The sequence below is a fragment of the Klebsiella sp. JN_Kp126 genome (genome assembly GCF_033843325.1).
Lineage (GTDB): Bacteria > Pseudomonadota > Gammaproteobacteria > Enterobacterales > Enterobacteriaceae > Klebsiella > Klebsiella michiganensis.
The window spans coordinates 12,878-37,269 of the sequence record NZ_JAWXQV010000048.1; the positions used below are offsets into that span (position 1 = coordinate 12,878).

The 24,392-nt window shown below is 53.5% G+C and carries 23 protein-coding genes and 1 tRNA gene; 14 read left to right on the plus strand and 10 right to left on the minus strand.

The window, feature by feature from the left end; translation table 11 throughout:
* Nucleotides 1–128 precede the first annotated feature (128 nt).
* The gene (gene glk, locus SIK97_RS07270; protein ID WP_004852938.1) at nucleotides 129–1,094 is read left to right on the plus strand and encodes a glucokinase; all 966 of its coding nucleotides are present in this window, start codon (nucleotides 129–131) and stop codon (nucleotides 1,092–1,094) included.
* A 44-nt stretch (nucleotides 1,095–1,138) separates the two neighbouring features.
* Here the strand turns inward: glk and SIK97_RS07275 are convergent, their stop codons facing one another.
* Complete coding sequence (locus SIK97_RS07275) at nucleotides 1,139–1,882, minus strand: LytR/AlgR family response regulator transcription factor (protein WP_025106647.1); 744 nt, start codon at nucleotides 1,880–1,882, stop codon at nucleotides 1,139–1,141.
* 11 nt (nucleotides 1,883–1,893) lie between these two features.
* On the minus strand, nucleotides 1,894–3,573 hold the full coding sequence (locus SIK97_RS07280; RefSeq protein WP_161506375.1) for a sensor histidine kinase: 1,680 nt from the start codon (nucleotides 3,571–3,573) through the stop codon (nucleotides 1,894–1,896).
* Nucleotides 3,574–3,971: 398 nt separating this feature from the next.
* Here SIK97_RS07280 and alaC point away from each other — a divergent pair, with 398 nt between their 5' ends.
* On the plus strand, nucleotides 3,972–5,210 hold the full coding sequence (alaC, locus tag SIK97_RS07285) for an alanine transaminase (RefSeq protein ID WP_009654875.1): 1,239 nt from the start codon (nucleotides 3,972–3,974) through the stop codon (nucleotides 5,208–5,210).
* Nucleotides 5,211–5,251: 41 nt separating this feature from the next.
* Here the strand turns inward: alaC and ypdK are convergent, their stop codons facing one another.
* Together ypdK and SIK97_RS07295 are read right to left on the minus strand one after the other, a co-directional pair.
* Nucleotides 5,252–5,323 carry a membrane protein YpdK gene (gene ypdK / locus SIK97_RS07290; RefSeq protein ID WP_077777854.1) on the minus strand — a complete coding sequence of 24 codons (72 nt, stop codon included), beginning with the start codon at nucleotides 5,321–5,323 and terminating at the stop codon, nucleotides 5,252–5,254.
* A 366-nt stretch (nucleotides 5,324–5,689) separates the two neighbouring features.
* A complete protein-coding gene (locus tag SIK97_RS07295; protein WP_032750832.1) occupies nucleotides 5,690–6,877 on the minus strand; it encodes a cyanate transporter in 1,188 nt (395 codons plus the stop codon).
* Nucleotides 6,878–7,043: 166 nt separating this feature from the next.
* Between SIK97_RS07295 and cynR the strand changes: the two genes are divergently transcribed.
* Complete coding sequence (gene cynR / locus SIK97_RS07300; RefSeq protein WP_049079448.1) at nucleotides 7,044–7,976, plus strand: transcriptional regulator CynR; 933 nt, start codon at nucleotides 7,044–7,046, stop codon at nucleotides 7,974–7,976.
* Between the two features lie 180 nt (nucleotides 7,977–8,156).
* Here the strand turns inward: cynR and SIK97_RS07305 are convergent, their stop codons facing one another.
* Together SIK97_RS07305 and SIK97_RS07310 are read right to left on the minus strand one after the other, a co-directional pair.
* A complete protein-coding gene (locus SIK97_RS07305) occupies nucleotides 8,157–9,020 on the minus strand; it encodes a hypothetical protein (RefSeq protein WP_025106650.1) in 864 nt (287 codons plus the stop codon).
* Nucleotides 9,021–9,615: 595 nt separating this feature from the next.
* Nucleotides 9,616–9,870 carry a hypothetical protein gene (locus SIK97_RS07310; protein WP_004852922.1) on the minus strand — a complete coding sequence of 85 codons (255 nt, stop codon included), beginning with the start codon at nucleotides 9,868–9,870 and terminating at the stop codon, nucleotides 9,616–9,618.
* A 670-nt stretch (nucleotides 9,871–10,540) separates the two neighbouring features.
* On the opposite strand from SIK97_RS07310, the gene SIK97_RS07315 reads away from it, so the two are divergent.
* Complete coding sequence (locus SIK97_RS07315; RefSeq protein ID WP_032750827.1) at nucleotides 10,541–10,876, plus strand: lysozyme inhibitor LprI family protein; 336 nt, start codon at nucleotides 10,541–10,543, stop codon at nucleotides 10,874–10,876.
* Nucleotides 10,877–10,957: 81 nt separating this feature from the next.
* On the opposite strand, the gene SIK97_RS07320 is transcribed toward SIK97_RS07315, so the two are convergent.
* A tRNA-Arg gene (locus SIK97_RS07320) sits at nucleotides 10,958–11,029 on the minus strand.
* A gap of 74 nt (nucleotides 11,030–11,103) precedes the next feature.
* The gene (locus SIK97_RS07325; RefSeq protein WP_032694845.1) at nucleotides 11,104–12,000 is read right to left on the minus strand and encodes a formate/nitrite transporter family protein; all 897 of its coding nucleotides are present in this window, start codon (nucleotides 11,998–12,000) and stop codon (nucleotides 11,104–11,106) included.
* Between the two features lie 257 nt (nucleotides 12,001–12,257).
* On the opposite strand from SIK97_RS07325, the gene mlaA reads away from it, so the two are divergent.
* Nucleotides 12,258–13,019, plus strand: a complete 762-nt coding sequence (mlaA, locus tag SIK97_RS07330) for a phospholipid-binding lipoprotein MlaA (protein ID WP_014230289.1) — start codon at nucleotides 12,258–12,260, stop codon at nucleotides 13,017–13,019.
* Nucleotides 13,020–13,081: 62 nt separating this feature from the next.
* Here the strand turns inward: mlaA and fadL are convergent, their stop codons facing one another.
* Nucleotides 13,082–14,446 carry a long-chain fatty acid transporter FadL gene (gene fadL, locus SIK97_RS07335; protein WP_014839142.1) on the minus strand — a complete coding sequence of 455 codons (1,365 nt, stop codon included), beginning with the start codon at nucleotides 14,444–14,446 and terminating at the stop codon, nucleotides 13,082–13,084.
* 371 nt (nucleotides 14,447–14,817) lie between these two features.
* On the opposite strand from fadL, the gene SIK97_RS07340 reads away from it, so the two are divergent.
* From SIK97_RS07340 to sixA, 4 genes are all read left to right on the plus strand, one after another.
* Nucleotides 14,818–15,102, plus strand: a complete 285-nt coding sequence (locus SIK97_RS07340; protein ID WP_049079446.1) for a YfcZ/YiiS family protein — start codon at nucleotides 14,818–14,820, stop codon at nucleotides 15,100–15,102.
* Nucleotides 15,103–15,262: 160 nt separating this feature from the next.
* Nucleotides 15,263–16,573, plus strand: coding sequence for an acetyl-CoA C-acyltransferase FadI (fadI, locus tag SIK97_RS07345; protein ID WP_057173175.1), 1,311 nt, complete (start codon nucleotides 15,263–15,265; stop codon nucleotides 16,571–16,573).
* On the plus strand, nucleotides 16,573–18,717 hold the full coding sequence (gene fadJ / locus SIK97_RS07350; RefSeq protein WP_057173174.1) for a fatty acid oxidation complex subunit alpha FadJ: 2,145 nt from the start codon (nucleotides 16,573–16,575) through the stop codon (nucleotides 18,715–18,717). Before fadI ends, fadJ begins: the two co-directional genes overlap by 1 nt.
* Before the next feature lie 209 nt (nucleotides 18,718–18,926).
* The gene (gene sixA / locus SIK97_RS07355) at nucleotides 18,927–19,412 is read left to right on the plus strand and encodes a phosphohistidine phosphatase SixA (protein WP_014230284.1); all 486 of its coding nucleotides are present in this window, start codon (nucleotides 18,927–18,929) and stop codon (nucleotides 19,410–19,412) included.
* A gap of 19 nt (nucleotides 19,413–19,431) precedes the next feature.
* On the opposite strand, the gene smrB is transcribed toward sixA, so the two are convergent.
* Entirely contained in the window at nucleotides 19,432–19,983 is a 552-nt protein-coding gene (smrB, locus tag SIK97_RS07360; RefSeq protein ID WP_004123257.1) for an endonuclease SmrB, read from the minus strand.
* A 167-nt stretch (nucleotides 19,984–20,150) separates the two neighbouring features.
* On the opposite strand from smrB, the gene prmB reads away from it, so the two are divergent.
* The 5 genes from prmB to SIK97_RS07385 are packed head-to-tail and all read left to right on the plus strand — an operon-like array spanning nucleotide 20,151 to nucleotide 24,391.
* A complete protein-coding gene (gene prmB / locus SIK97_RS07365) occupies nucleotides 20,151–21,083 on the plus strand; it encodes a 50S ribosomal protein L3 N(5)-glutamine methyltransferase (protein ID WP_009652591.1) in 933 nt (310 codons plus the stop codon).
* 37 nt (nucleotides 21,084–21,120) lie between these two features.
* Nucleotides 21,121–22,209 carry a chorismate synthase gene (gene aroC, locus SIK97_RS07370; RefSeq protein ID WP_057173173.1) on the plus strand — a complete coding sequence of 363 codons (1,089 nt, stop codon included), beginning with the start codon at nucleotides 21,121–21,123 and terminating at the stop codon, nucleotides 22,207–22,209.
* Complete coding sequence (gene mepA, locus SIK97_RS07375) at nucleotides 22,210–23,034, plus strand: penicillin-insensitive murein endopeptidase (RefSeq protein ID WP_032750757.1); 825 nt, start codon at nucleotides 22,210–22,212, stop codon at nucleotides 23,032–23,034.
* Complete coding sequence (locus tag SIK97_RS07380; protein WP_014230280.1) at nucleotides 23,034–23,843, plus strand: sulfite exporter TauE/SafE family protein; 810 nt, start codon at nucleotides 23,034–23,036, stop codon at nucleotides 23,841–23,843. Before mepA ends, SIK97_RS07380 begins: the two co-directional genes overlap by 1 nt.
* A complete protein-coding gene (locus tag SIK97_RS07385; RefSeq protein WP_014230279.1) occupies nucleotides 23,843–24,391 on the plus strand; it encodes an elongation factor P hydroxylase in 549 nt (182 codons plus the stop codon). Before SIK97_RS07380 ends, SIK97_RS07385 begins: the two co-directional genes overlap by 1 nt.
* Nucleotide 24,392: the final 1 nt, after the last annotated feature.

Consider the following 24,392-nt stretch of genomic DNA (forward strand, 5'->3'; position numbering starts at 1 on the left):
AAATTACAGCCTAACTGTGACGTAGGTCGCTAAACAAAGGGCGCTTATGCGTTGGTCGTTGTTGTTAGGACGTCATGAATTTAGAGTGTGCCAAAGAATCATTTTGACTTTAGCGGAGCCGTAACGGAATGACAAAATTTGCTTTAGTAGGGGACGTTGGCGGAACGAATGCTCGTCTGGCGTTATGCGATCTGGCAAGCGGGGAGATCTCCCGTGCTAAGACCTATTCCGGGCTCGATTATCCCAGTCTTGAAGCCGTTGTTCAGGTCTATCTGGAAGAGCATAACGTCCAGGTAGAAGACGGCTGTATTGCCATCGCCTGTCCGATTACCGGCGACTGGGTGGCGATGACCAACCACACCTGGGCATTTTCTATCGCTGAGATGAAAAAGAACCTGGGTTTCTCGCATCTGGAAATCATTAACGATTTTACCGCAGTATCGATGGCGATCCCCATGCTAAAAGCTGAACATCTGATTCAGTTTGGCGGCGCGGAACCGGTGGAAGGCAAGCCGATTGCCGTCTACGGCGCCGGTACCGGGCTGGGCGTTGCTCATCTGGTACACGTTGATAAGCGCTGGGTGAGCCTGCCGGGTGAGGGCGGCCATGTGGATTTCGCCCCCAATAGCGAAGAGGAAGGCATTATTCTCGAAGAGCTGCGCAGCGAGCTGGGGCACGTCTCCGCTGAACGCGTCTTATCTGGGCCGGGGTTGGTCAATCTTTATCATGCGATCGTGAAGTCTGACGGGCGTCTACCGGAAAATCTGCAGCCTAAAGATGTGACCGAACGCGCGCTGGCCGATACCTGCATCGATTGCCGCCGCGCGCTGTCGCTGTTTTGCGTCATTATGGGCCGATTTGGCGGTAACCTGGCGCTGACCCTCGGCACCTTTGGCGGCGTGTATATTGCTGGCGGTATCGTGCCGCGCTTCCTTGAATTCTTCAAAGCCTCCGGCTTTCGCGGCGGTTTTGAAGATAAAGGCCGATTTAAAGCCTTCGTCCAGGATATTCCGGTCTATCTGATTGTCCACGACAATCCGGGACTGCTGGGCTCCGGTGCACACCTGCGTCAGACTCTGGGGCAGATTCTGTAAGCCCCGTCTCTTACCCGAATAAAATGATTATTCGGGTAAATCCTCTACAGATGCATGAGCTGGCGAAACTCTTTCACCTTGCTGCGGCTTACCGGAACCTGAAACTCAAGGTCGCGTAGCCGCAGAATATAGGTGTTGTTGAACCAGGGTTCGATTTCGCGAATTTTGTTCAGGTTGACGCAGTACGAGCGGTGACAGCGGAAAAAGTGCGCCGGCGGTAGCTTGTTGCAGAACTCCGTGATATTCATCGGCATCACGAAGGACTCCTTGCGGGTATAAACGAACGTCATCTTTTCATGCGCTTCCGCGTAGTAAATATCGTGGATGCTGGTGACGATAATCCGTTCATCTTTAACCAGATTAATCGTGTCGTTTTCCCTGGCTGGATTGGCCGCTGCCCCGCTACCGGCGCTGACCTGCTGCTGTTGCTGCCAGGCGCCGGTCAGCTTTTGCAGCATGTTGATAATGCGCGATTCCTGGTAGGGCTTGAGAATATAATCAAACGCCTCCAGCTCAAAGGCTTCCACCGCATGCTCTTTCCACGCGGTAATAAAAACGATAAAGGGCTTATGCGCGAACTGGCTGATGTTTTGCGCCAGCAGTACGCCATCCAGAGATGGAATATTGATATCGAGAAAAATGGCGTCGACTTTGTTGTGCTGTAAAAACTTCAGCACATCCAGACCGTCGTCAAAGGTGCCGACAATCTCCATTTCGCTATGGGTGTTAATCAACCAGGTGAGCTCTTGCTGCGCGAGGAACTCATCTTCCACAATGATGACCTTCATTTTATCTCCGCTCATGACAGCAGCGACTCCGTAGCCACCTGGGGCGCGTGTTGGGTTGGCACATAGAAGGCAATTTCGGTCCCCGGCGTCAGGCGTCGGATATGCAGTCCTTCCCCGTACAGTAGCTTGACCCGGTGATGAACATTGAGTAAACCGATTTTATTTCCCGGCATTTCGTCAGCCTCTACCCTCGCTACCACCGCAGGGTCGATACCGTTCCCCGTATCGCGAACGCTAATTCGTACCCGATTCCCGCACTCATTGATGCCAATGGTCACCACGCCTTTTCCTTTGCAGGGCTGAATCCCGTGGACGATAGCATTCTCCACCAGCGGCTGAATTAGCAGGCTGGGGATCATAAAGCTGACTTCATCATCAATATCATAAATCACCGTCAGCTTGTCGCCGAAGCGAGCCTGTTCAATCGCGATGTAATCCTTGATTTGATACAGCTCCCTTTTGATATCTATCTGTTCATCATCTTTTAATTCAATGTTGTAGCGTAAATAGCGCGACAAATTAAAAATTAACTGACGCGCGGTGTCCGGATTCATGCGAATCGACGATGAAATGGCGTTCAGCGCATTAAATAAGAAATGGGGATTGATTTTGCTTTGCAGCGCCCGCAGCTCGGCTTTATTGGCCATTTCACGCAGCTGTTCAGCGCGGGAAACCTCCAGCTGCGTAGAGATGATTTGCGACAGGCCTACCGCCATTTCCTGCAATGAGGAGGTGATGCGGTGCGCGTGGCAGTAATAGATTTTTAGCGTACCGGTGACGACGCCTTTTTCCCACAGCGGAATGACCAGCATAGAGTGTATTTCCGGCGTCCGATGAGCTTCGTCATTGTTTTTAATAATGATTTTCCCATAGCGGATCGCCTGTTGCGTCGTCGGGCTGATAAAGTCATCGTTATCGCGGTAGTTGATTTCCCCGACGCCGACGTAGGCCATCACGTGCTGGGTATTGGTAATCGCGACGGCATCGGCACTGATATCGCGGCGGATAATGTCGCATACCTGACGCAGGGACTCGCTGTTGACGTGGCGAAATAGCGGAAGCGTTTTGTTGGCGATATCGAGCGCCAGTTTTGCCTGACGGGCGGCGCTGGCTTCCTTTTCCCCCTCAACGCTCTGCACCAGCAAAACGATAAAGCCGATACATACGCTGCCAAGGATCATCGGAATACCAATCTTAGACACGATGTCTATCCCCAGCGCGAATGAAGGCGCCCACACGATCACGAGAATCATGGTTAAGGTTTCGCATAGCATCCCGGCGAGGATCCCCGCTTTCCAGCGCTGGGCTTTCGGCACTTTACGACCAATAAAACCAGAGAGCAGACCGGCGACAATGCTGGTAATAAAGCAGGGGACGGCGGTGACGCCATCAATATCAATCAGGTAGCGATGTACGCCGGCGATCGCGCCGACAATAGCCCCAACCCACGGGCCGAACAGGATCCCGCCGGACATGACCGCGATAATACGCACGTTGACCAGCGATCCCTCGACCGGTACGCCTGACCAGGTGCTAAAGAGGGCAAAGAGAGAGAAGATCGCGGTAACGGCCAGCAATTCTTTAGGGGTGTGCGCGGATTTATGCAGAAGTTCACGAAACAGGCGCAGGCGAATGAGGAAAAAGAGACAAATCAGCATTAATGCCGCGCGGTCAAAAACCGCCAGCAGCATAGTAAATATTTCGTGCATGTGTGCGCCGTGTTAATCGCGAGAAAGCAACATGATAGAAAACCTCGCGGCAGAAGGCCAGCTGAAGGCATGAATAGGGAAAAGTCTTACAAACAAAAGGGGATTAATAACAAACACCCGCGATTCAATAGCGTCTACGGATGAGCAAGCATTTAAGTAAAATTAAAGATATCAGTATGTTAATTTTGATGGGGTAGGCGAGAAGGGGAAAGAACGTTGCTGCCGTATTTAGTCGTACTGATGCCCGTTTTTATCGCCAGAAATTATTTTTCTCTGCCCCTCTCGACAGCAGGAAAATTTTCGGGTTATTTTCTAAACGTGCTGCACAGGCAGCAGCGTCGCTCGGACGGTCCGGGCGCTAACGTTAATCCGAGGAATCTATGGCTGAATTCAGTCCTGAACGCCGTTTTACGCGTATCGATCGTCTCCCCCCTTACGTTTTTAATATCACTGCTGAACTAAAAATGGCTGCGCGACGCCGCGGCGAAGATATTATTGATTTCAGCATGGGTAACCCCGATGGCGCCACTCCGCCGCATATCGTTGAGAAACTCTGCACCGTTGCCCAGCGTCCCGATACCCACGGCTATTCTACTTCCCGCGGCATTCCGCGCCTGCGCCGGGCGATTTCTCGTTGGTATCAAGAGCGCTATAACGTTGAGATCGATCCGGAATCAGAAGCGATAGTCACCATTGGTTCAAAAGAGGGGCTGGCGCATCTGATGCTGGCGACGCTTGACCATGGCGATACCGTACTGGTGCCAAATCCCAGCTATCCCATCCATATTTACGGTGCGGTGATTGCCGGAGCCCAGGTACGTTCTGTACCTCTGGTCGAAGGCGTGGATTTCTTCAACGAGCTTGAGCGCGCGATTCGTGAGAGTTACCCGAAGCCGAAAATGATGATCCTCGGTTTCCCCTCCAACCCGACCGCGCAGTGCGTCGAACTGGAGTTCTTCGAGAAAGTCGTGGCGCTGGCGAAGCGTTATGACGTGCTGGTGGTGCACGATCTGGCCTATGCCGATATTGTTTACGATGGCTGGAAAGCGCCCTCTATCATGCAGGTCCCCGGCGCGCGCGATGTCGCCGTCGAATTCTTTACGCTCTCTAAAAGCTATAATATGGCGGGCTGGCGTATCGGCTTTATGGTCGGTAACAAAACGTTGGTTAATGCGCTGGCGCGCATTAAAAGCTATCACGATTACGGCACTTTCACCCCTCTACAGGTTGCGGCGATTGCCGCGCTTGAAGGCGATCAGCAGTGCGTTCGCGACATTGCCGAGCAGTATAAACGTCGTCGCGATGTGCTGGTGAAAGGGCTGCATGAGGCCGGATGGATGGTGGAATGTCCGAAGGCGTCAATGTATGTCTGGGCGAAGATCCCAGAGCAGTATGCGGCGATGGGCTCACTGGAGTTTGCTAAAAAGCTGCTGCAGGATGCAAAAGTCTGCGTTTCTCCGGGCATTGGCTTTGGAGACTATGGCGATACCCATGTACGCTTCGCGTTAATTGAGAACCGCGATCGTATCCGCCAGGCGGTGCGCGGCATTAAATCGATGTTCCGTGCTGACGGGCTGCTTCCCGCATCGGCTAAGTTAACCAGCGAAAGCCACGAATAAAAAAAGGAGCCGAGAGGCTCCTTTTTTTAACACCGTTAAAGCTAGATCATCAGGGCGAAAGTACCGGCCCAAACGATGACCATAAAAGAAATGCCCATTAAGAAATATTTCACGACTCATCACTCCGCGCTCTCGGCGAGACGCCTTAAATGAATTTGCTCTTCATTGCCTGCTCAGCTATCGCTCACGAAAACGACGCTTTTTCAGCGGGCGGTAGCTGTAAATTCTGAGCGTAAACGGCTCCAGATGGCGCTAATGTACGCCTAAAAAATGAGGGAAACAAGAGCCATTTTTTTATTAATTTTTAGTTACTTACGAGTGTCGTGATTCGGCGACACATTAATTTCATTCGGTATTAAATTTCATTCTGGCGACGGTCATTAACAACAGTTTTTGTACTGATATAGTTGTTTGATTTTGTGCTTTTTTCTGCCTGAATGTGGGAGGAGTTAACTATCCCGCATGAGGAGATGACGGGTTCAGCGAGCGGCTGAATCCTGATGTTGCCACTCTTGCGGGTAGCGTGCGGGAGCGAAACGCAGCGTTATGGCCATTAAGGCCAGGACGCAGGCGGCGTGAAGCATCCAGTCGAGCTGGTAATTGCCGCTTAAACTCCGCAGCAGTCCCGACAGCCAGGGGGAAAGCCCGGCGACAATAAAGCCCACTCCCTGCATAAACGCGACCAGTCGGCCCGCAATGGCGGGGTGCCTGGCGTGATCGAGCGCCAGGACCAGACACAGCGGAAATGCGCCGCCAAGCCCAATACCGCAGCAGATGGCCCAGACAAGCGGTACCTGCTGCGGTAGCCAGATAAAACCGCAGAAGCCGACAAGCTGTAAGGCCAATGCCAGCATCAGAAGCGTTCGTCGATCCTCATGTCTGGCCAGGATGGGCAGCAGGAGCGCTCCGCCGGTCTGGCCGATGGTCATTAACGCCAGCAGGGTACCGCTGAACTGCGCGCTGTAGCCCGACTGCATATAGTAAGGCGGCAGCCAGGCAATCAGGCTGGCATAGCCGCCGTTGATCAAACCAAAATAGAGGCTAAGCGTCCACGCGCGACGATGGCGAAAAAGCGTGACCCGGGTTGTTGATGGCGTCCGGGCGGGTAACGTTCGGCTTAGCGGCCACCAGCAGAGGAGCGCGGCGGCGGCGGGTAACGCCCACCACGCAAGCGCGTGATACCAGATAGCGCTATGCTGCGCCAGCCACGGCGTGAATGCGGCGCCCAGGCCGCCGCCGCCCATCAGCGCCGCGGACCAGAGCCCCATCACCTGCGGCGTCCGACGATGAAAAAGACGCTTTATCACCGCGGGAATGAGCGCCTGAATAATACCAATGCCGATTCCGCCAAGGAGCGCGCTGCTGAGTAATAGCGCGCTCTGCGGCGCCAGTTCGCGAAGTAAAGCCCCGGCGACGATCGTTAACAGGCTGAGGGAGATACTTTGGCGCTCGCTGAAATGACGGTTAATCCAGCCGCCGGCTAGCGCCAGCAGACCCATGGCGATCACCGGTAGCGCGGTGAGCAGAGAGGCAAGCGTGAAGCTCATGCCGCTTGCCTGCTGGATCTGCGGAAGGAGCGGTCCAACGGAGGTCAGCAGCGGACGCATATTGATACCGATAAGCACCAGCACCAGCAGCATCGTGCCATTACGTTGCGTCAGGTTCATCGTTGAGTAGCCGGCGTTTGTTTCGCTGTGGGGAAGGTATTGAGGCAACTCATGCCGATCTCCTGTGGCGTTTGGTAAAGAATCGCGAGCAGAGTACGTAACTTATTTCATAAGTTAAAATACTTAATTATGATTGAGTTCATTTGAATTTCTTATGGATGAATTCATGCTGCCGCGACACCTCAACTACTTCATTGCCGTTGCTGAACACGGCGGCTTTACGCGAGCGGCAGCCATCCTGCATGTTTCACAGCCGGCTTTGTCGCAGCAGATTCGACAGCTGGAAGAGACGCTGGGAGTACGGCTTTTTGATCGCAGCGGGCGCAACACTTGCCTGACGGACGCCGGCAAGGTCTGGTTAATTTATGCGCGCCGGGCTTTACGGGAACTGGCCGAGGGGCAGCGCGCGCTCCATGACGTTGAAGATTTGCAGCGCGGTACCCTACGTGTAGCGATGATGCCAACCTTTACCCATTATTTTATGGGGCCGCTGGTGGCTTCGTTTTATCAACGTTACCCGAATATAACGCTGGATATACAAGAGCTGGCGCAGAATCGAATGGAGACTCTGCTGCTCAATGATGAGCTGGATATCGGGATCGCTTTCGACGGTAGCGATTCACGGGATATTGTGTCTCAGCCGCTGTTCTCTGAAACCCTGGCGCTGGTGGTTGGCCGCTCTCATCCTCTGGCGGCGACCCGCCGTGTGGCGCTGACGGCGCTCAATCAGGCGTCACTGATTCTGCTAAGCAGCGCTTTTGCTACTCGCGAGCAAATCGATCGCGACTGCCGACAGCGCGGTATTCAACCGAAAGTGCAGATGGAGGCCAACTCGATTAGCGCAGTGCTGACCGTGGTTGAACGCACGTCGTTGGCAACCTTGCTCCCTGCTGCCATTGTTCAGGGGCGTGACGATTTAACCGCGATCGAACTCGCGCCATCATTACTGGAAAGAACCGCGTGTTTGATACAGCGAAAGGGGGCCTGGCAAAGCGCCGCGACCCGAGAGTTTATACTAATGGCACATCAGGCTGCGTCAATATTGAGCGCAGGACAGGGATTTAACGAATCGACTGAGAGAGATTTAACGTTACGTTGATTCGCTGTATATAAAGTATTTCATATACATCAGGAGCGTTTATAGAGAACGATTTTATTATGAAGCCAGATTTATCTCTGAATTCATATTGAAATGCATTTCACATTTGCTACTGCATTGCGCGCCCTGTACCTATGGCGTTGTAATGATTCATTCTGATTTAATTAAATTAAAGAAGTATTATTCGAACGTATATTCTGACGCCGGAAGATTAATGCTGCCGTAGCTGGAAACCACGCCTTCAGACCTGAGTTTATCCATAGCTCTATTAAATATTTTACTTTTTTTGTTTTCAGTCGCGTTAAGCATGTTATCGCCAAAATGGGGATTGGATTGAATGATGTGATTGATAAATTCAATGAGCAACTTATTTTGCATAATCGTTGAGGGCGTCGCTATATCTTGCTCCTCAGATAAATGTAAGGTTTTTTCAGAAAGTTCGAGAGGGCGGCTGCTGATGGTATGTTCATAAATTTTCTCAATCGCCTGACTCGTGATGTAAAGCTTACTCAGCGTGATGGTTGGCCTCTCATCCTCGTCGGGTATGAAGTGGCAGAAGAGGACATTGGTGGCCGGTGATATGATGCTTATCCTCTGCTCAGTAATAATGTCTTCAGGTGTTTCTAAGATCTCCATCAAATTTCTCGTGTGGCAGTACCATAAGCCAGAGACGGAAACCCGGAGTTTTAGCTGGGTAACAGGTATACCATATTGGGCTTCCTGATTTGCTTCACTATCATTAAATTTAAAAATTTTGTTAATTTTTGAATGCCGTGACCACGATCTTTCGCTTATGCTCAACTCATCAATATTGGGTGCGTTAAGAAAATAGAGATTATTACTGCTCTGGTCATGTTGGAACGCACCTTTTAATGTTCCGTTAGTTTTACCTACTTTTATGCACAGGCTTATCGCACCAATATCATGCCAATGAAGCAGATCTTCTATTTCACAATTCAATAGTTTTTTAGCGCGAGATATTGAACAGTATTCCAGGGGGGGAAGATTGTTTAGTTTCCATATGTTTCTTTCTTTTCTTTCCATGGTCTATATCATCTTATGAAAAATAGGGGGTTATGGTTTTCTTAAATTGACCTCTATCGACGCTGCGACGATTTAGATTCATACAAAATATTTATCAAAACAGATGTTTTATATCAAACTTTGATATTGGCGTGTTGTGTTGAATCTGGTCAGAATATTATCTCTCAAACATCCTATCAGCTTTCCTGTAATAATTAAATGTATCGCTGCTAAAAAAATCAGCCTGATCCCCTGCCTTGCAGGGAATTAATTGCTTTTGATTATTTTGTTTGTGAATTAAATTTATGGTGATTATATGAATTGCTAATAATGCAGGAAGCGGGTATTGAATCAATAAGCAGGTGATTTATTGAATGCGCAGCCTGCTCGAAAAACGTCTGTTAGCCGCTGTGACTGTCGATCGGACAGACGAGGGAGGGCCGCCATGGGTCAGGCCTGTATCGTGTAACTGCTTGTTTTGACGCGGGCTCGTGCGCAAAGAATCCAGCTATATCTGCCATAAGCAAAACAGAATTTGCCCTGCGGGAATCACGCTGGCGTACGGTGGGGAGCATATTTTTGAAAGTACGGTGGGGTATACCCCACCGTACTGTTGTTACTTTTTCACTGCGTTTTTGGCCGCAGTTTTTGCGTTGTCGCAGGCTGCCTGGTTTTTAGCACAGGCGTCTTTGGCTGCTTTTGCTTCTTTTTGCGCATCCGCTTTCGCCGTGGATTTTGCCTGGGCGCACTGCGTTGCGTTGTTCTGGCAGGCTGATTTCGCCTTTGAAACGACCTGACCATTTGCCGCGCTGGCAGCGCCACAAGCCATAAGCGCACAGATACCCAGTGCCATTGCGAGTTTTTTCATCATATCTATCCGTATAACCAATTTAGGTAAGGCAACAGGCTGTCCGCAAGTCCCGTACAGAACCCGATTCTTGTCGCAGACATCCTGCCGCAATATGAAGCGGATGGCTGAGAAGATAGCCTTTCATCCGCCATAAACCGCCGGACGCGCTGCTTTTAAGCAACGCTGATACTGAAAGAACAGCAGTTCAGCGCATCCGGCAGCGGCAAGAATACGTGACGGCAGGGATTTATCTACCGGCATTGTTTTGCGAATCGTAACGCAAGGAAACAATCAACAATGATAACTACTGTGAATGATAGGGTTTAATTTATTACATTGATTTTAAATGAATTTATATTTATTGATGGGAAGTCAGGCCAGGCAAAAATATGAAAATCGCTGCGCGAGAAAAATATTCCCCCTCGCTGGCAAGCAATGCTGTGACCCGCATTGATGCAATTCTGACCAATAATTCAGCCAGGCTGTAGGGCGCATCAGCGTCGGGGAAAAAGATATTGCGGAAGGCGCGCGGTTCACCCAATGGGAGTCTTAAGGTGGATTAACTATAATTATCGACAGCACGGATAGTTCAGAGCGTCAGTGTGTCAAAAGCTTACGCTGGGCTCCGTAGCGAGGGGCACTCGTTATAAACGGGTAGCACAAATGGCGGGAGTGCGGAAATGGAGCGCATATGAAGATAAGAGAAGTACTGATGACTATTGCTGTGCTGTATCCGGTAGCGGGGTACTCCGCGAGTTTTGATTGTCAGAAAGCGACGCAGGCGGATGAAAAGGCTATCTGCGCTAACCGGAGCCTGAACGATATGGACGTGGTGATGGCGACGAAGTATGAGTTTCTGCGGGGGCTTTTTCCAATGGGGACGCGTGGCGAGATGATGGACGCACAAAAAACATGGCTCCATAGCCGGCAGAAATGCGGCAGCGACAGCCGCTGTTTGACGAAATCATATGAAGACCGGCTACAGCAACTTGATGAGATCTATGCAGGAATCGATAAACCTCTGTGATTCATCTGCTTCGGGGCTGGCGTTGTTCTGCGGTGGTGATGATTAAACGAATGCTGTGAACGGAGGTGAATAATTCAAAAGTGTCCCCTGCAGGAATCGAACCTGCAACTAGCCCTTAGGAGGGGCTCGTTATATCCATTTAACTAAGGGGACGAAGCGCCGGGATTATAGCGTTATTTTCGGCGCTCGTTAAGCTTGTACGGGCCAACTGCTTAATCTATAGCCATTTAGCGCTTTTTTGCCTCCTCGGCTGCACGAGCTTTCTTCTCATGACTCATGTCATTGCGAATCTGGGCATGGCTTAATAAAGCGAAAATAAAGGTCCCGCCGCATATGTTGCCGGCAAGCGTTGGCAGAGCAAAAGGCCAGATAAATTCCTGCCACGGTAGCGTCCCGTTAAATACCAGATAGAAAATCTCGACGCTGCCAACCACAATATGCGTGGTGTCCGCGAGGGCGATAAGCCAGGTCATCAGAATGATGACGACAATCTTTGCAGAACCTGCGGCAGGAAACATCCACACCATAGTGGCGACCAGCCAACCGGAGATAATTGCATTGGCAAACATCTCCAGCGGCGGGTTTTGCATCACCTTCAGGCTAATTTTAAGAAAGGCTTCGCGAGTGGGCTCATCGAACACAGGCATAACATCGAACGCCCAGGCCGCGATAGCGGTCCCGATTAAGTTACCTGCCAGCACAATCCCCCATAAACGTAACAGCAGGCCGATGTTGCCTGGCGTGGGTTTATGCATAATAGGCAGGACGGCGGTGACGGTGTTCTCGGTAAACAACTGTTGGCGAGCGAGAATGACGATAACAAAACCAAAGGTATAACCAAGATTTTCCAGCAAGAAGCCGCCGGGAAGTTCGTTCAGATGGACATGGAAGATACCTTTGGCGACCAGCGAGGCCCCCATTGAAAGCCCGGCGGCAATCGCTGACCATAATAGCGCCATGGCATCGCGTTCGAGCTCTTTCTCGCCCTCCTGGCGAATCACTTCATGAGTGGCCATCGCCTGTGAAGGCAGGCGTTCTTCATCAACCTCAATTTCTTCACCATTCTGCTTTTCTTCACTCTCTACTTCAACATCCTCATTATCATGGTGAGTTTGCGGTTTCATAACTTTTCCTCAACGGCGGGTCTTTATTATAATCCTAGAGCGGTTTCGGCTGTTCGGGTCGGATAAGCTCCTAAATTCTTCACAATGACAAGATTAGCAATACGGAAATTGCAAAATGTGTATAGAATCGGGACACCAACAATGATGCTAAAAAAGGCTATGCTGAAAGCAGGCACATGCTTACGGGCGATATCTTTATGGAGGCTGCTGTCCCCCGATAACCCCCAGCGATAGCTTAAATTAACAGGGAGACACCTATGAATTTTCGCCTGTCGGCGCTTGCGCTTGGCGCCACATTGCTGGTGGGATGCGCCAGTTCTAGTTCTGGCGATCGGCCGCAGGGGCGTTCAGATCCGCTTGAAGGCTTTAACCGTACCATGTTCAACTTCAACTTCAACGTTGTCGATCCCTATGTCCTTCGCCCCGTCGCGGTGGCGTGGCGTGATTACGTTCCGCAGCCGGCGCGTAACGGGCTGAGTAATTTTACCAGCAACCTCGAAGAGCCGGCGGTAATGGTGAACTCCTTCCTGAAAGGCGATCCCTATAAAGGAATGGTGCATTTTACGCGTTTCTTCCTGAACACCATCCTTGGGATGGGTGGCCTGGTTGATGTGGCCGGGATGGCGAATCCGAAACTACAGCGCGTTGAGCCTGCCCGCTTCGGTAGCACGCTGGGTCACTATGGCGTCGGCTATGGTCCATATGTGCAACTGCCTTTCTACGGCAGCTTCACCCTGCGTGATGAGGGTGGCGATATGGCTGATGACCTGTATCCGGTTCTTTCCTGGCTGACATGGCCGATGTCTATCGGCAAATGGATGGTTGAGGGCGTTGAAACGCGCGCGCAGCTGCTGGATTCAGACGGCTTGCTCCGTCAGTCCTCCGATCCGTATATTTTAATGCGTGAAGCCTACTTCCAGCGTCACGACTTTATCGCCAACGGCGGTAAACTTTCCCCGAATGAAAACCCGAACGCGCAGGCGATTGAGGGCGATCTCAAAGATATCGATTCACAGTAACCGACGGGTAGAAAGTAAAAAGGGTGAACATGATGTTCACCCTTTTTTGTGGCTTCACATTATCAGAAACGGTAGTTGAAGTTCGCGCCGTACAGCCAGGCTTTACCTTCTGATTTAAAGGTATACGGCCCTTCTGTAAATTCAACGTGCTGACCGTGCATATAAGACACACCGACGTCGACTGAGGCATCTTTATTAAAGGCGTAAGTCGTACCGGCGCTGAGCCACAGGCGATCCTGGTCCGGAATAGAGATAGAGCGATTGGAAGCCGGGACCGGGCTATCATCAAAGGCGATACCGGTACGGAAGGTCCAGTTATCGTCGTGGTAATAGGTCGTACCCAGAGCGATACGGTAGGAATCTTTAAAACCTTCGTCCTTGTAGAACAGCGTTTCACCACCGCTGGTTTTGGTCGCTTTCAGCTCCTGGAACTGGCTCCAGCTGGTATAGGCAAGGCTGTAGTGAACGGCCCATTTTGGCGCCACGCGATTATAACCTGATACTTCCCACATTTCTGGCAGATTCAACGTCAGAGAACCGCCAATCGTGGAACCACCGGTGCCGTACGGCAGGCCCAGTCCCAGAGCGGAGTTGATGGGGTTAAGGGACGACGGCAGGCTGCTCTTGTAATCCCCGTCAAAATCAACTTTGACTTCAGAGCGGTAGGTTAAGCCGTAGCGGTTGTTTTTATCGACTTCATATAAAATACCAGCATTCCAGCCAAAGCCCCATTCATCACCCTTCAGACGAGCAATTTGGGTGTCGCGGCTGATACCGCCGGCCTGTTGACCGATGGCCGCAGCCTGAGCCGGGGAGAGTTTGCCGGCTTTCACCATTCCCGGTAGCTGTGCGCCGATAATTTCCGGTAAATCACCCGCATAGCGCTCTAATTTTGCTCGAGCGTACACGGCGTCAAAGCCCAGACCAAAACTCCAGTGGTCGTTGAGACGATAAGCGCCGCTCAGGTTCAGGTTAAGCGTTTCGAGATCGGTGGTACCGCCCATCGAGCCCGCGGCAAAATCGTTGTTGAACTCGGTGGCTAAACCATAGTTAGAGGTCAGGGAAGCTCCCCAACCGAACTGGTCGTTAATCGGCGCCACGAAGTGCAGATTCGGCACCCATGCGGTAGGCGCAATATTGTCCTGGCTGGCGTCATTACCGATAACTGAACTACCGGTGACGTTGACATCAGGATCGACGAAAATAGCGCCGCCGGAGAAGGTTGGACGGTCGAACATCATGATTAACGCCGGGTTACGACTGGCGTTTCCCGCATCATCAGCAATAGCGCCTTCACCTGAATAGGCGCGACCAAGGCCCGATGAAGAGAATTCGTTTAGCTGAAAGCCTGCTGACCAGGCCTGGGTTGAAACGAGTGCTACAGCCACTGCAAGGGCAGATTGGGTAAGGCGGGTTTTCTGGCTCATGCCCATAACCTCATAGAGTTATTTTTATTTAAACAATGTTACATGCTGTAACAGGAGCGCGAAGTGTAGGGTCTGCTTTACGACAGAGAAATCAGACCAGTGCGCTGAGTATAGGTCTGACCAGATGATATGTTGCAAGTTTGTTTATAAGTTTTTTCAATTGTGATCTAAGAAACGCGATCCAGTTGGCAAATTTGCCCGGGTACCTGTTACCCAAAGTAGGCGCTTTTTGTTCTGGATCATTTTTAAGTGTGATTTCGGTCACTTATCCCGTTTGTCGCCATTAACGACTGGAGGCAGGCATGCCCGGGGCGTAAAATACGCACATTATTTGTCTGGCACCTTGAGTGCATATACAGAGGAAATCTACGATGAGTAAATGCAGTGCTGATGAAACCCCGGTTTGCTGCTGTATGGATGTTGGCACCATTATGGACAACACCGATTGCACCGCCTCTTATAGCCGCGTGTTTGCGAACCGTGCCGAAGCAGAAGAAACGCTCGCCGCATTAAGCGAAAGAGCGCGTAACGTTGAATCTGAGCCGTGCAAAATCACCCCGAACTTTACAGACGTTGATGGCGGCGTGAAGCTGGATATCGATTTCGTGTTCAGCTGTGAAGCTGAAACCCTGATTTTCCAGCTCGGCCTACGCTAATCCTTCCCCCGGACGCCCCTCATGTCAGGGGCGTTACCTTTTCTAATCAATGTGTTTTGGCTCCCACTTTTTCGCTTCCCCGATTGGCTTAATGTAAAATATTAGTTAAAACTGTTATCAGGTCAGACCACTTTGTTTTATCGGTTAACAGGGGAGCGTTATGAGTCAGGCATTACCGCTAGTCACCCGCCAGGGCGATCGTATCGCGATAGTCAGCGGTTTACGTACTCCGTTTGCCCGACAGGCGACGGCTTTTCACGGCGTGCCGGCCGTTGATTTAGGTAAGCTGGTGGTCGGCGAAATGCTGGCTCGCAGCAACATCCCCGCGGACATAATAGACCAGCTGGTATTTGGCCAGGTGGTGCAGATGCCGGAAGCGCCGAACATCGCCCGGGAAATTGTGCTGGGGACCGGCATGAGCGTGCATACCGATGCCTGCAGCGTCAGCCGCGCCTGTGCGACCAGCTTTCAGGCGGTAGCCAACGTCGCGGAAAGCCTGATGGCAGGCACTATTCGCGCGGGTATCGCCGGCGGAGCCGACTCCTCTTCCGTATTACCTATTGGCGTCAGCAAAAAACTCGCCCGAACGCTTGTTGATGCCAACAAAGCTCGCACCCTGGGACAGCGTCTGAAGCTATTTTCTCGGCTGCGTTTTCGCGACCTTCTGCCCGTACCGCCAGCGGTTGCCGAATACTCAACCGGCCTGCGGATGGGCGATACCGCCGAGCAGATGGCGAAAACGTGGGCTATCACGCGCGAACGGCAGGATGCGCTGGCGCTGCGTTCACACCAGCTTGCCGCCAGAGCCTGGGAGGAAGGTAAGCTCTCGGCAGAAGTGATGACGGCGTACACACCGCCGTTCCGTGAGCCGCTGGAACAGGATAATAATATTCGTAAAAATTCAACCCTCGCGGATTACCAAAAGTTACGCCCGGCCTTCGATCGTCAACACGGGAGCGTAACCGCCGCGAACAGTACGCCGCTAACCGATGGGGCGGCGGCGGTGATCCTGATGACCGAATCCCGGGCTAAAGAGCTGGGCCTTGTTCCGCTGGGCTATCTGCGAAGCTACGCTTTCACCGCGATTGATGTTCGCCAGGATATGCTGCTGGGCCCGGCGTGGTCGACGCCGCTGGCGCTGGAAAGAGCGGGGCTGACGCTGGCTGATTTGACCCTGATTGATATGCATGAAGCTTTTGCCGCGCAAACGCTGGCCAACCTGCAATGTATGGCCAGCGATCGCTTTGCCCGCGAAGTGCTTGGCCGCTCTCAGGCTACCGGGGAAGTGGACGAGAGCAAATTTAACGTGCTTGGCGGCTCGATTGCCTACGGTCATCCCTTTGCCGCCACCGGCGCGCGGATGATTACCCAAACGCTGCATGAACTGCGGCGGCGCGGCGGCGGATTTGGTCTGGTCACCGCCTGCGCGGCGGGTGGGTTGGGTTCAGCGATGGTTCTGGAGGCCGAATAATGGAAACCGTATCGGCATTTACGCTTGAGGTTCGCCCGGACAATATCGCCGTCATCACCATTGACGCGCCCGGTGAAAAAATGAATACCCTGAAAGCTGAGTTCGCCAGCGAGGTACGGGGGATCATCCGCCAGATCCGCGACAATAAGGAGCTGCGCGGCGCGGTGTTCATCTCGGCAAAAGCGGATAACTTTATCGCCGGGGCGGATATCAATATGATTGCCCGCTGCCATTCCGCGCAGGAAGCGGAGGCGCTTGCCCGTCAGGGCCAGCAAATCATGGCCGAGATCCACGGTCTGTCGATTCCGGTGATTGCCGCTATCCACGGCGCATGCCTGGGCGGCGGCCTTGAACTGGCGCTGGCCTGCCACGGGCGGGTATGCAGCGATGACGATAAAACCCGGCTTGGCCTCCCGGAAGTACAGCTGGGGCTGCTGCCCGGCTCTGGCGGAACTCAGCGTCTACCGCGATTAATTGGCGTCAGCGGCGCGCTGGAGATGATCCTGACCGGTAAGCAGCTTCGCCCGCGTCAGGCCCTGAAGGCAGGGCTGGTTGATGAGGTGGTGCCGCAGACTATCCTGCTGCAAACCGCGATTGAACTGGCGCTCAAAGGTCGCCCGGCAAGCCGCGCTGTTCCGGCGCGCGAACGTATTCTCGCAGGCCCGCTTGGCCGCAGCCTGCTGTTTCGTCTGGTCGCGAAAAAGACGCATCACAAAACCCAGGGGAACTACCCGGCAACTGAGCGCATTCTGCAGGTGATTGAAACCGGACTGGCGCAGGGCTGCAGCAGCGGATACGCCGAGGAGGCCCGCGCTTTTGGCGAGCTGGCGATGACGCCGCAATCGCAGGCGCTACGGTCGATTTTTTTCGCCAGCACCGATCTGAAAAAAGATCGCGGCGCGGATGCTGATCCCGTCGCGCTGCGCAGTGTGGGCATTCTGGGCGGAGGACTTATGGGGGGCGGTATCGCTTACGTCACCGCCTGCAAAGGCGGATTACCGGTACGCATAAAGGACATCCAGCCGCGCGGGATAAATCACGCACTGAAGTACAGCTGGGATCTGCTCGATAAACAGGTGCGTCGCCGCTATCTGCGCGCCAGCGAGCGCGATCGCCAGATGGGGTTAATATCCGGTTCGCTGGATTACCAGGGATTCGCACATCGCGATGTGGTGATCGAAGCGGTGTTTGAAGACCTTACGCTCAAGCAGAAGATGGTCAGCGAAGTTGAACAGCACTGCCGCCCGGAGACGATCTTTGCTTCTAACACCTCGTCTTTACCGATCGGCGAGATCGCGGCGCATGCAAGCAGGCCGCAGCGGGTCATCGGGCTTCACTTCTTTAGCCCGGTAGACAAAATGCCGCTGGTGGAGGTGATTCCACATAGTGGTACGGATCGGCAAACAATTGCGACGGCGGTTAAGCTGGCGAAACTGCAGGGTAAAACGCCGATTGTCGTCGCCGATAAAGCGGGCTTTTATGTTAACCGCATTCTGGCCCCCTACATAAATGAAGCCATGCGCCTGTTGATGGAAGGCGAGCCGGTAGAGCATATTGATAACGCTTTGGTTAAATTCGGTTTTCCGGTTGGCCCTATTCAGCTCCTTGATGAAGTGGGAATCGATACCGGTACCAAAATTATCCCGGTGCTGGAGGCCGCATGGGGAGATCGTTTTAGCCCGCCTGCAAACATCATTAGTTCGATTCTGAATGACGATCGCAAAGGGAGAAAAAATAACCGGGGTTTCTATCTTTATGCGGCAAAAGGGCGTAAAAGCAAAAAACGGCCCGATCCTGCGATCTACGCTTTACTGGGTATTTCCTCACCGCAGGCGCGCTTGTCCGCGCAGCAGGTGGCGGAACGCTGCGTGATGATGATGCTTAACGAAGCGGCGCGCTGCTTCGATGAGCGAGTGGTTCGCAGCGCCCGCGATGGTGATATCGGCGCCGTATTTGGCATTGGTTTTCCGCCGTTTCTTGGCGGCCCGTTCCGCTATATGGATACCCTGGGAGCGGGGGAGGTCGCCGCGATATTACAGCGCCTGGCTGCTCAGTACGGCCCGCGTTTTACACCATGTGACACTTTGTTACACATGGCCGAGCAGGGGGCGACCTTTTGGCCCGCTGAGGAACGTACGACCTAAGTTGTGGTCAAAGAAGGTAAATCCGGTAATGAACGGCGCTGCGCTTTGGCGATTTTGTAAGCAATAGTTGACTATACTTACGCCATTGAGGTAAAAAACAGCGTTTCATTCGTTGAATGGATCAGGCACAATGCCCGGCCACCGGGTCACCTGCGTATCGTCTACGTGGGTAAGACCGCGGTGCTTCTGGTTAACAAAAGCGGTGCAATATGCAAGTTTTTATCATGCGTCACGGCGACGCTGCCCTCGATGCAGCCAGTGACTCGGTTCGTCCATTAACCGTCTGCGGTTGCGATGAGTCTCGTCAGATGGCTACCTGGCTGAAAGGTCAAAAAGTGGATATTGAGCGGGTTCTTGTGAGTCCCTACCTGCGTGCAGAACAGACGCTGGAAATTGTTGGGGAGTGCATGAATCTGCCAAAAGATGTCGACGTGATGCCGGAACTCACGCCGTGCGGCGACGTTGGCATGGTTAGCGCTTATCTGCAGGCGCTGGCGAATGAAGGTGTGGCGACGGCGCTGGTCGTGTCTCACCTCCCTCTGGTGGGGTACCTCGTCTCAGAGCTGTGCCCGGGGGAAACTCCCCCGATGTTCACCACTTCGGCGATTGCCTGCGTCACGCTTGATGCCAGCGGCAAAGGCGAATTCAACTGGCAAATGAGCCCCTGCAATTTGAAGATGGCGAAGGCTATCTGATTCCCTCCGGGGCTGACGTTTACGGAAGCTCCGGCGGTTGCCACTCTTCAACTTCAATCAGAACCAGCAGTGCGGCGTCTCCGCCGTACTCTTTTGGTGCCTGATGAAACGCCATAATATGCGGGTGCTGGGCCAGCCACAGCGGCGTTTGCTGTTTGAGAATATGCTTTCCATGCCCGTGCATCACGCAGGCGCAGAATACGTGCTCGCGACGGCAGGCGGCAATCAAGGCTCCCAGTTCCTGCTTGGCCTGCTGCTGGGTTAAACCGTGCAGGTCGAGAAACAGCTCCGGCGAATAATCACCCCGACGCAGTTTTTTCAGCTCAAAATGGCTGACGTCCGAGCGCACATACTTAACCGACCCTTCGGTATTCAGCAGCGGCTGAAACTCATCGGAAAAATAGTGGCTGTTATCCGCCTGCTCCTGGAGCAGCCGCTTGGGCGGTACTTCAGCGATTTTTTTACGCTGCGGGCGATGAACGATGGTGTCCTGCTTAATCTGACGCGTGCCGGTCATCAGCTGCCGGAACAATGCCTGATCCTCCTCGCTTAGCGATGTTTTCTTTTTCATTACCTGATCTCATTTTTTCTTTGCCGTTAGTTTACCCGACTCGCCACGCATCCAGGCAAGGAAAACCTATTTTTCCCCCTCCGCCTGACGTAAGAATGCTGATTTATCCCCGTCTTCGTGGCAAACTAGCCGCCGAATTTATAGCAGAGCGTGCCCTGGGGGATAGCGTGGATAAAATTTTTGTTGATGAAGCCGTGAATGAGCTTCATACCATTCAGGACATGCTGCGTTGGGCGGTAAGCCGCTTCAGCGCTGCAAATATCTGGTACGGACACGGCACCGATAACCCGTGGGATGAAGCCGTACAGCTGGTGATGCCTTCACTGTATCTGCCGCTTGATATTCCGGAAGATATGCGTACCGCGCGTCTGACTTCCAGCGAAAAACATCGCATCGTTGAGCGCGTCATTCGTCGTATTAACGAGCGCATTCCGGTCGCTTATTTGACCAACAAAGCCTGGTTCTGCGGCCATGAGTTTTACGTCGATGAACGCGTGCTGGTACCGCGCTCGCCGATTGGCGAACTCATTAACAACCATTTTTCCGGCCTGATTGACCACTATCCGCAGCACATCCTTGATATGTGCACCGGCAGCGGTTGTATCGCTATCGCCTGCGCTTACGCTTTCCCGGAAGCGGAAGTCGATGCGGTGGATATTTCCCCTGACGCGCTGGCCGTTACCGAGCAGAACGTGGAAGATCACGGCTTAATTCATAACGTTACGCCGATTCGCTCCGATCTGTTCCGCGATCTGCCGAAGGTGCAATACGATCTGATCGTGACCAATCCGCCGTACGTCGATGAAGAAGATATGTCCGACCTGCCGGGTGAATATCGCCATGAGCCGGTCCTGGGGCTGGCTTCCGGTAGCGATGGTCTGAAGTTAACCCGCCGGATCCTCGCCTGCGCGCCGGATTATCTCAGCGATGACGGTATCCTGATTTGTGAAGTCGGTAACAGCATGGTACATCTGATGGAGCAATATCCTGACGTGCCATTTACCTGGCTGGAGTTTGAAAACGGCGGCGATGGCGTCTTTATGCTGACTAAACCGCAGCTGATTGCCGCCCGCGCGCATTTCGGTATTTATAAAGACTAAAACAACACGCAAACATAACGACAAAAACGGAGCCGTGATGGCAGGAAACACAATTGGACAACTCTTTCGCGTCACGACGTTCGGCGAGTCGCATGGCCAGGCGTTGGGCTGCATCGTTGACGGCGTGCCGCCAGGCATTCCGCTAACCGAAGCCGATCTCCAGCACGATCTCGATCGCCGTCGTCCGGGAACCTCACGCTATACCACCCAGCGCCGCGAGCCGGACCAGGTGAAGATCCTCTCCGGAGTATTCGAGGGGGTGACCACCGGGACCAGCATTGGCCTGCTGATTGAGAATACCGACCAGCGTTCTCAGGACTACGGCGCCATTAAGGACGTTTTCCGCCCGGGACACGCTGACTATACCTACGAGCAGAAATATGGCCTGCGCGACTATCGCGGCGGCGGTCGTTCCTCTGCGCGTGAAACCGCCATGCGCGTGGCCGCAGGGGCGATTGCCAAGAAATTCCTCGCCGCGAAATTTGGTATTGTGATTCGCGGTTGCCTGACCCAGATGGGCGATATCCCGCTGGCGATAAAAGCGTGGGATCAGGTAGAGCAGAACCCGTTCTTCTGCCCGGATCCGGACAAAATCGAAGCGCTTGATGAACTGATGCGCGGCCTGAAAAAAGAGGGCGACTCCATCGGGGCGAAGGTCACCGTGGTGGCCGATGGCGTACCGCCGGGACTGGGCGAGCCGGTATTCGATCGTCTGGATGCCGATATCGCGCACGCGCTGATGAGCATCAATGCGGTGAAGGGCGTGGAAATTGGCGATGGTTTTGAGGTGGTGAAGCTGCGCGGCAGCGAAAACCGCGATGAAATTACCAAAGCGGGTTTCCAGAGCAACCACGCGGGCGGCATTCTCGGCGGCATTAGCAGCGGTCAGCAGATCGTGGCGAATATCGCGCTGAAGCCGACCTCCAGCATCACCGTCCCGGGTCACACGATCAATCGCTTTGGCGAAGAAGTTGAGATGATCACCAAAGGGCGTCACGATCCTTGCGTCGGTATTCGTGCGGTACCTATTGCCGAAGCGATGCTGGCGATCGTGTTAATGGATCACTTTATGCGTCAGCGCGCGCAAAATGGCGACGTGACGACATCAATCCCACGCTGGTCATAGATGAAAAACACCGTTATCGCACTGCTGGCGCTCCTCGCCAGCGGTACCAGCCTGGCGGCGACGCCGTGGCAGAAAATCACGCAGCCCGTTAGCGGCAGCCCGCAGTCCATTGGCGCGTTTGCCAATGGCTGTATCGTTGGCGCGCAGGCGCTGCCGTTAAACGCCACCGGCTATCAGGTGATGCGTACCGATCAGAACCGCTACTTCGGCCATCCGGACCTCGTGCAGTTTATTCAGCGTCTGAGCAATCAGGCGCACAATAAAGGCATGGGAACGGTGCTGATTGGCGACATGGGTATGCCGGCCGGTGGACGCTTTAACGGCGGCCACGCCAGCCATCAGTCCGGACTGGACGTCGATATTTTTCTTCAGCTGCCGCAGGCGCGCTGGAGTTCAGCTCAGCTGCTGAAGCCGCAGGCGCTGGACCTGGTGGCCCGCGACGGCAAACGCGTAGTGCCGTCGCTGTGGAGCCCGCAAATCAGCCAGCTGATTAAGATGGCGGCGCAAGATAGCGACGTTACGCGTATTTTCGTCAACCCGGCGATTAAGCAGCAGCTGTGCCTGGATGCCGGTAGCGATCGCGACTGGCTACGCAAAGTTCGCCCATGGTTCCAGCACCGAGCGCATATGCACGTGCGCCTGCGCTGCCCGGCCGGCAGCCTCGAGTGTGAAGACCAGGCCCCGCCTCCGGCGGGCGATGGCTGCGGTGCGGAATTGCAAAGCTGGTTTGAACCCCCTAAGCCAGGATCAACCCCTCCTGTGAAGAAGACGCCGCCTCCGCTGCCGCCTTCCTGCCAGGCGCTACTGGATGAGCATATTCTTTAATGGATAGTTTTATCGACGTTTTTATGGTGTCACCGACGGTACTGGTCGTACTGTTTTTCGTGGCCATTCTGGCGGGATTTATCGATTCACTGGCGGGCGGCGGCGGGTTATTGACCGTCCCGGCCCTGATGGCGGCGGGTCTTCCCCCTGCGCAGGCGCTGGCAACGAATAAGCTGCAGGCCTGCGGCGGGTCGCTGTCCGCCTCGCTTTATTTCATCCGCCGCAAGGTGGTGAATCTGGCCGACCAGAAGCTCAATATTCTGATGACCTTTCTCGGCTCGACGGGCGGCGCGCTGCTGGTCCAGCACGTCCAGTCCGATATTCTCAAGCAGATACTGCCAATCCTGGTTATCGGCATTGGCCTCTATTTTCTGCTGATGCCGAAGCTCGGCGAAGAGGACCGGCAGCGACGTCTGTACGGTCTGCCGTTTGCCCTGGTGGCTGGTGGCTGCGTCGGTTTTTACGACGGTTTCTTTGGTCCGGGCGCCGGATCTTTTTACGCGCTGGCTTTCGTCACCCTCGCGGGGTTCAATCTGGCGAAATCGACCGCGCATGCAAAATTGCTTAACGCGACGTCTAACGTTGGCGGCCTGCTGTTGTTTATTATTGGCGGCAAGGTGATATGGGCTACCGGCTTTGTGATGCTGGCCGGGCAATTTATCGGCGCCCGCGCGGGATCGCGGCTGGTGCTGAGCAAAGGACAGTCACTGATTCGACCGATGATCGTCGTGGTGTCGGCGGTGATGAGTGCAAAACTGCTTTATGACAGCCATGGACAGGAGTTCCTCCAGTGGCTGGGGATGAACTAATGAACAGCACGCATAAATATGAACAGCTGATCGAAATCTTCGACGGCTGTTTTGCTGAAGATTTTAATACCCGTCTGATTAAAGGCGATGACGAACCGATCTATCTTCCGGCAGATGATGACGTGCCTTATAACCGTATCGTCTTTGCCCACGGCTTTTACGCCAGCGGACTGCACGAGATATCGCACTGGTGCATTGCCGGGAAGGCGCGACGTGAGCTGGTAGATTTCGGTTACTGGTACTGTCCGGACGGTCGCGACGCGATGACCCAGTCTCAATTTGAAGACGTTGAGGTGAAGCCTCAGGCGTTTGACTGGCTGTTTTGCGTGGCGGCGGGATACCCATTTAACGTCAGCTGCGACAACCTGGAAGGGGATTTTGAGCCCGACCGGATCGCTTTTCAGCGGCGCGTGCATGCCCAGGTGATGACCTATCTGGAGCAGGGGATCCCTGAGCGTCCCGCGCGTTTCATTCAGGCGCTGCAAGAATATTACCAAACGCCGCCTTTGACGGCAGAACAGTTCCCGTGGCCGGAAGACCTGCACTAAG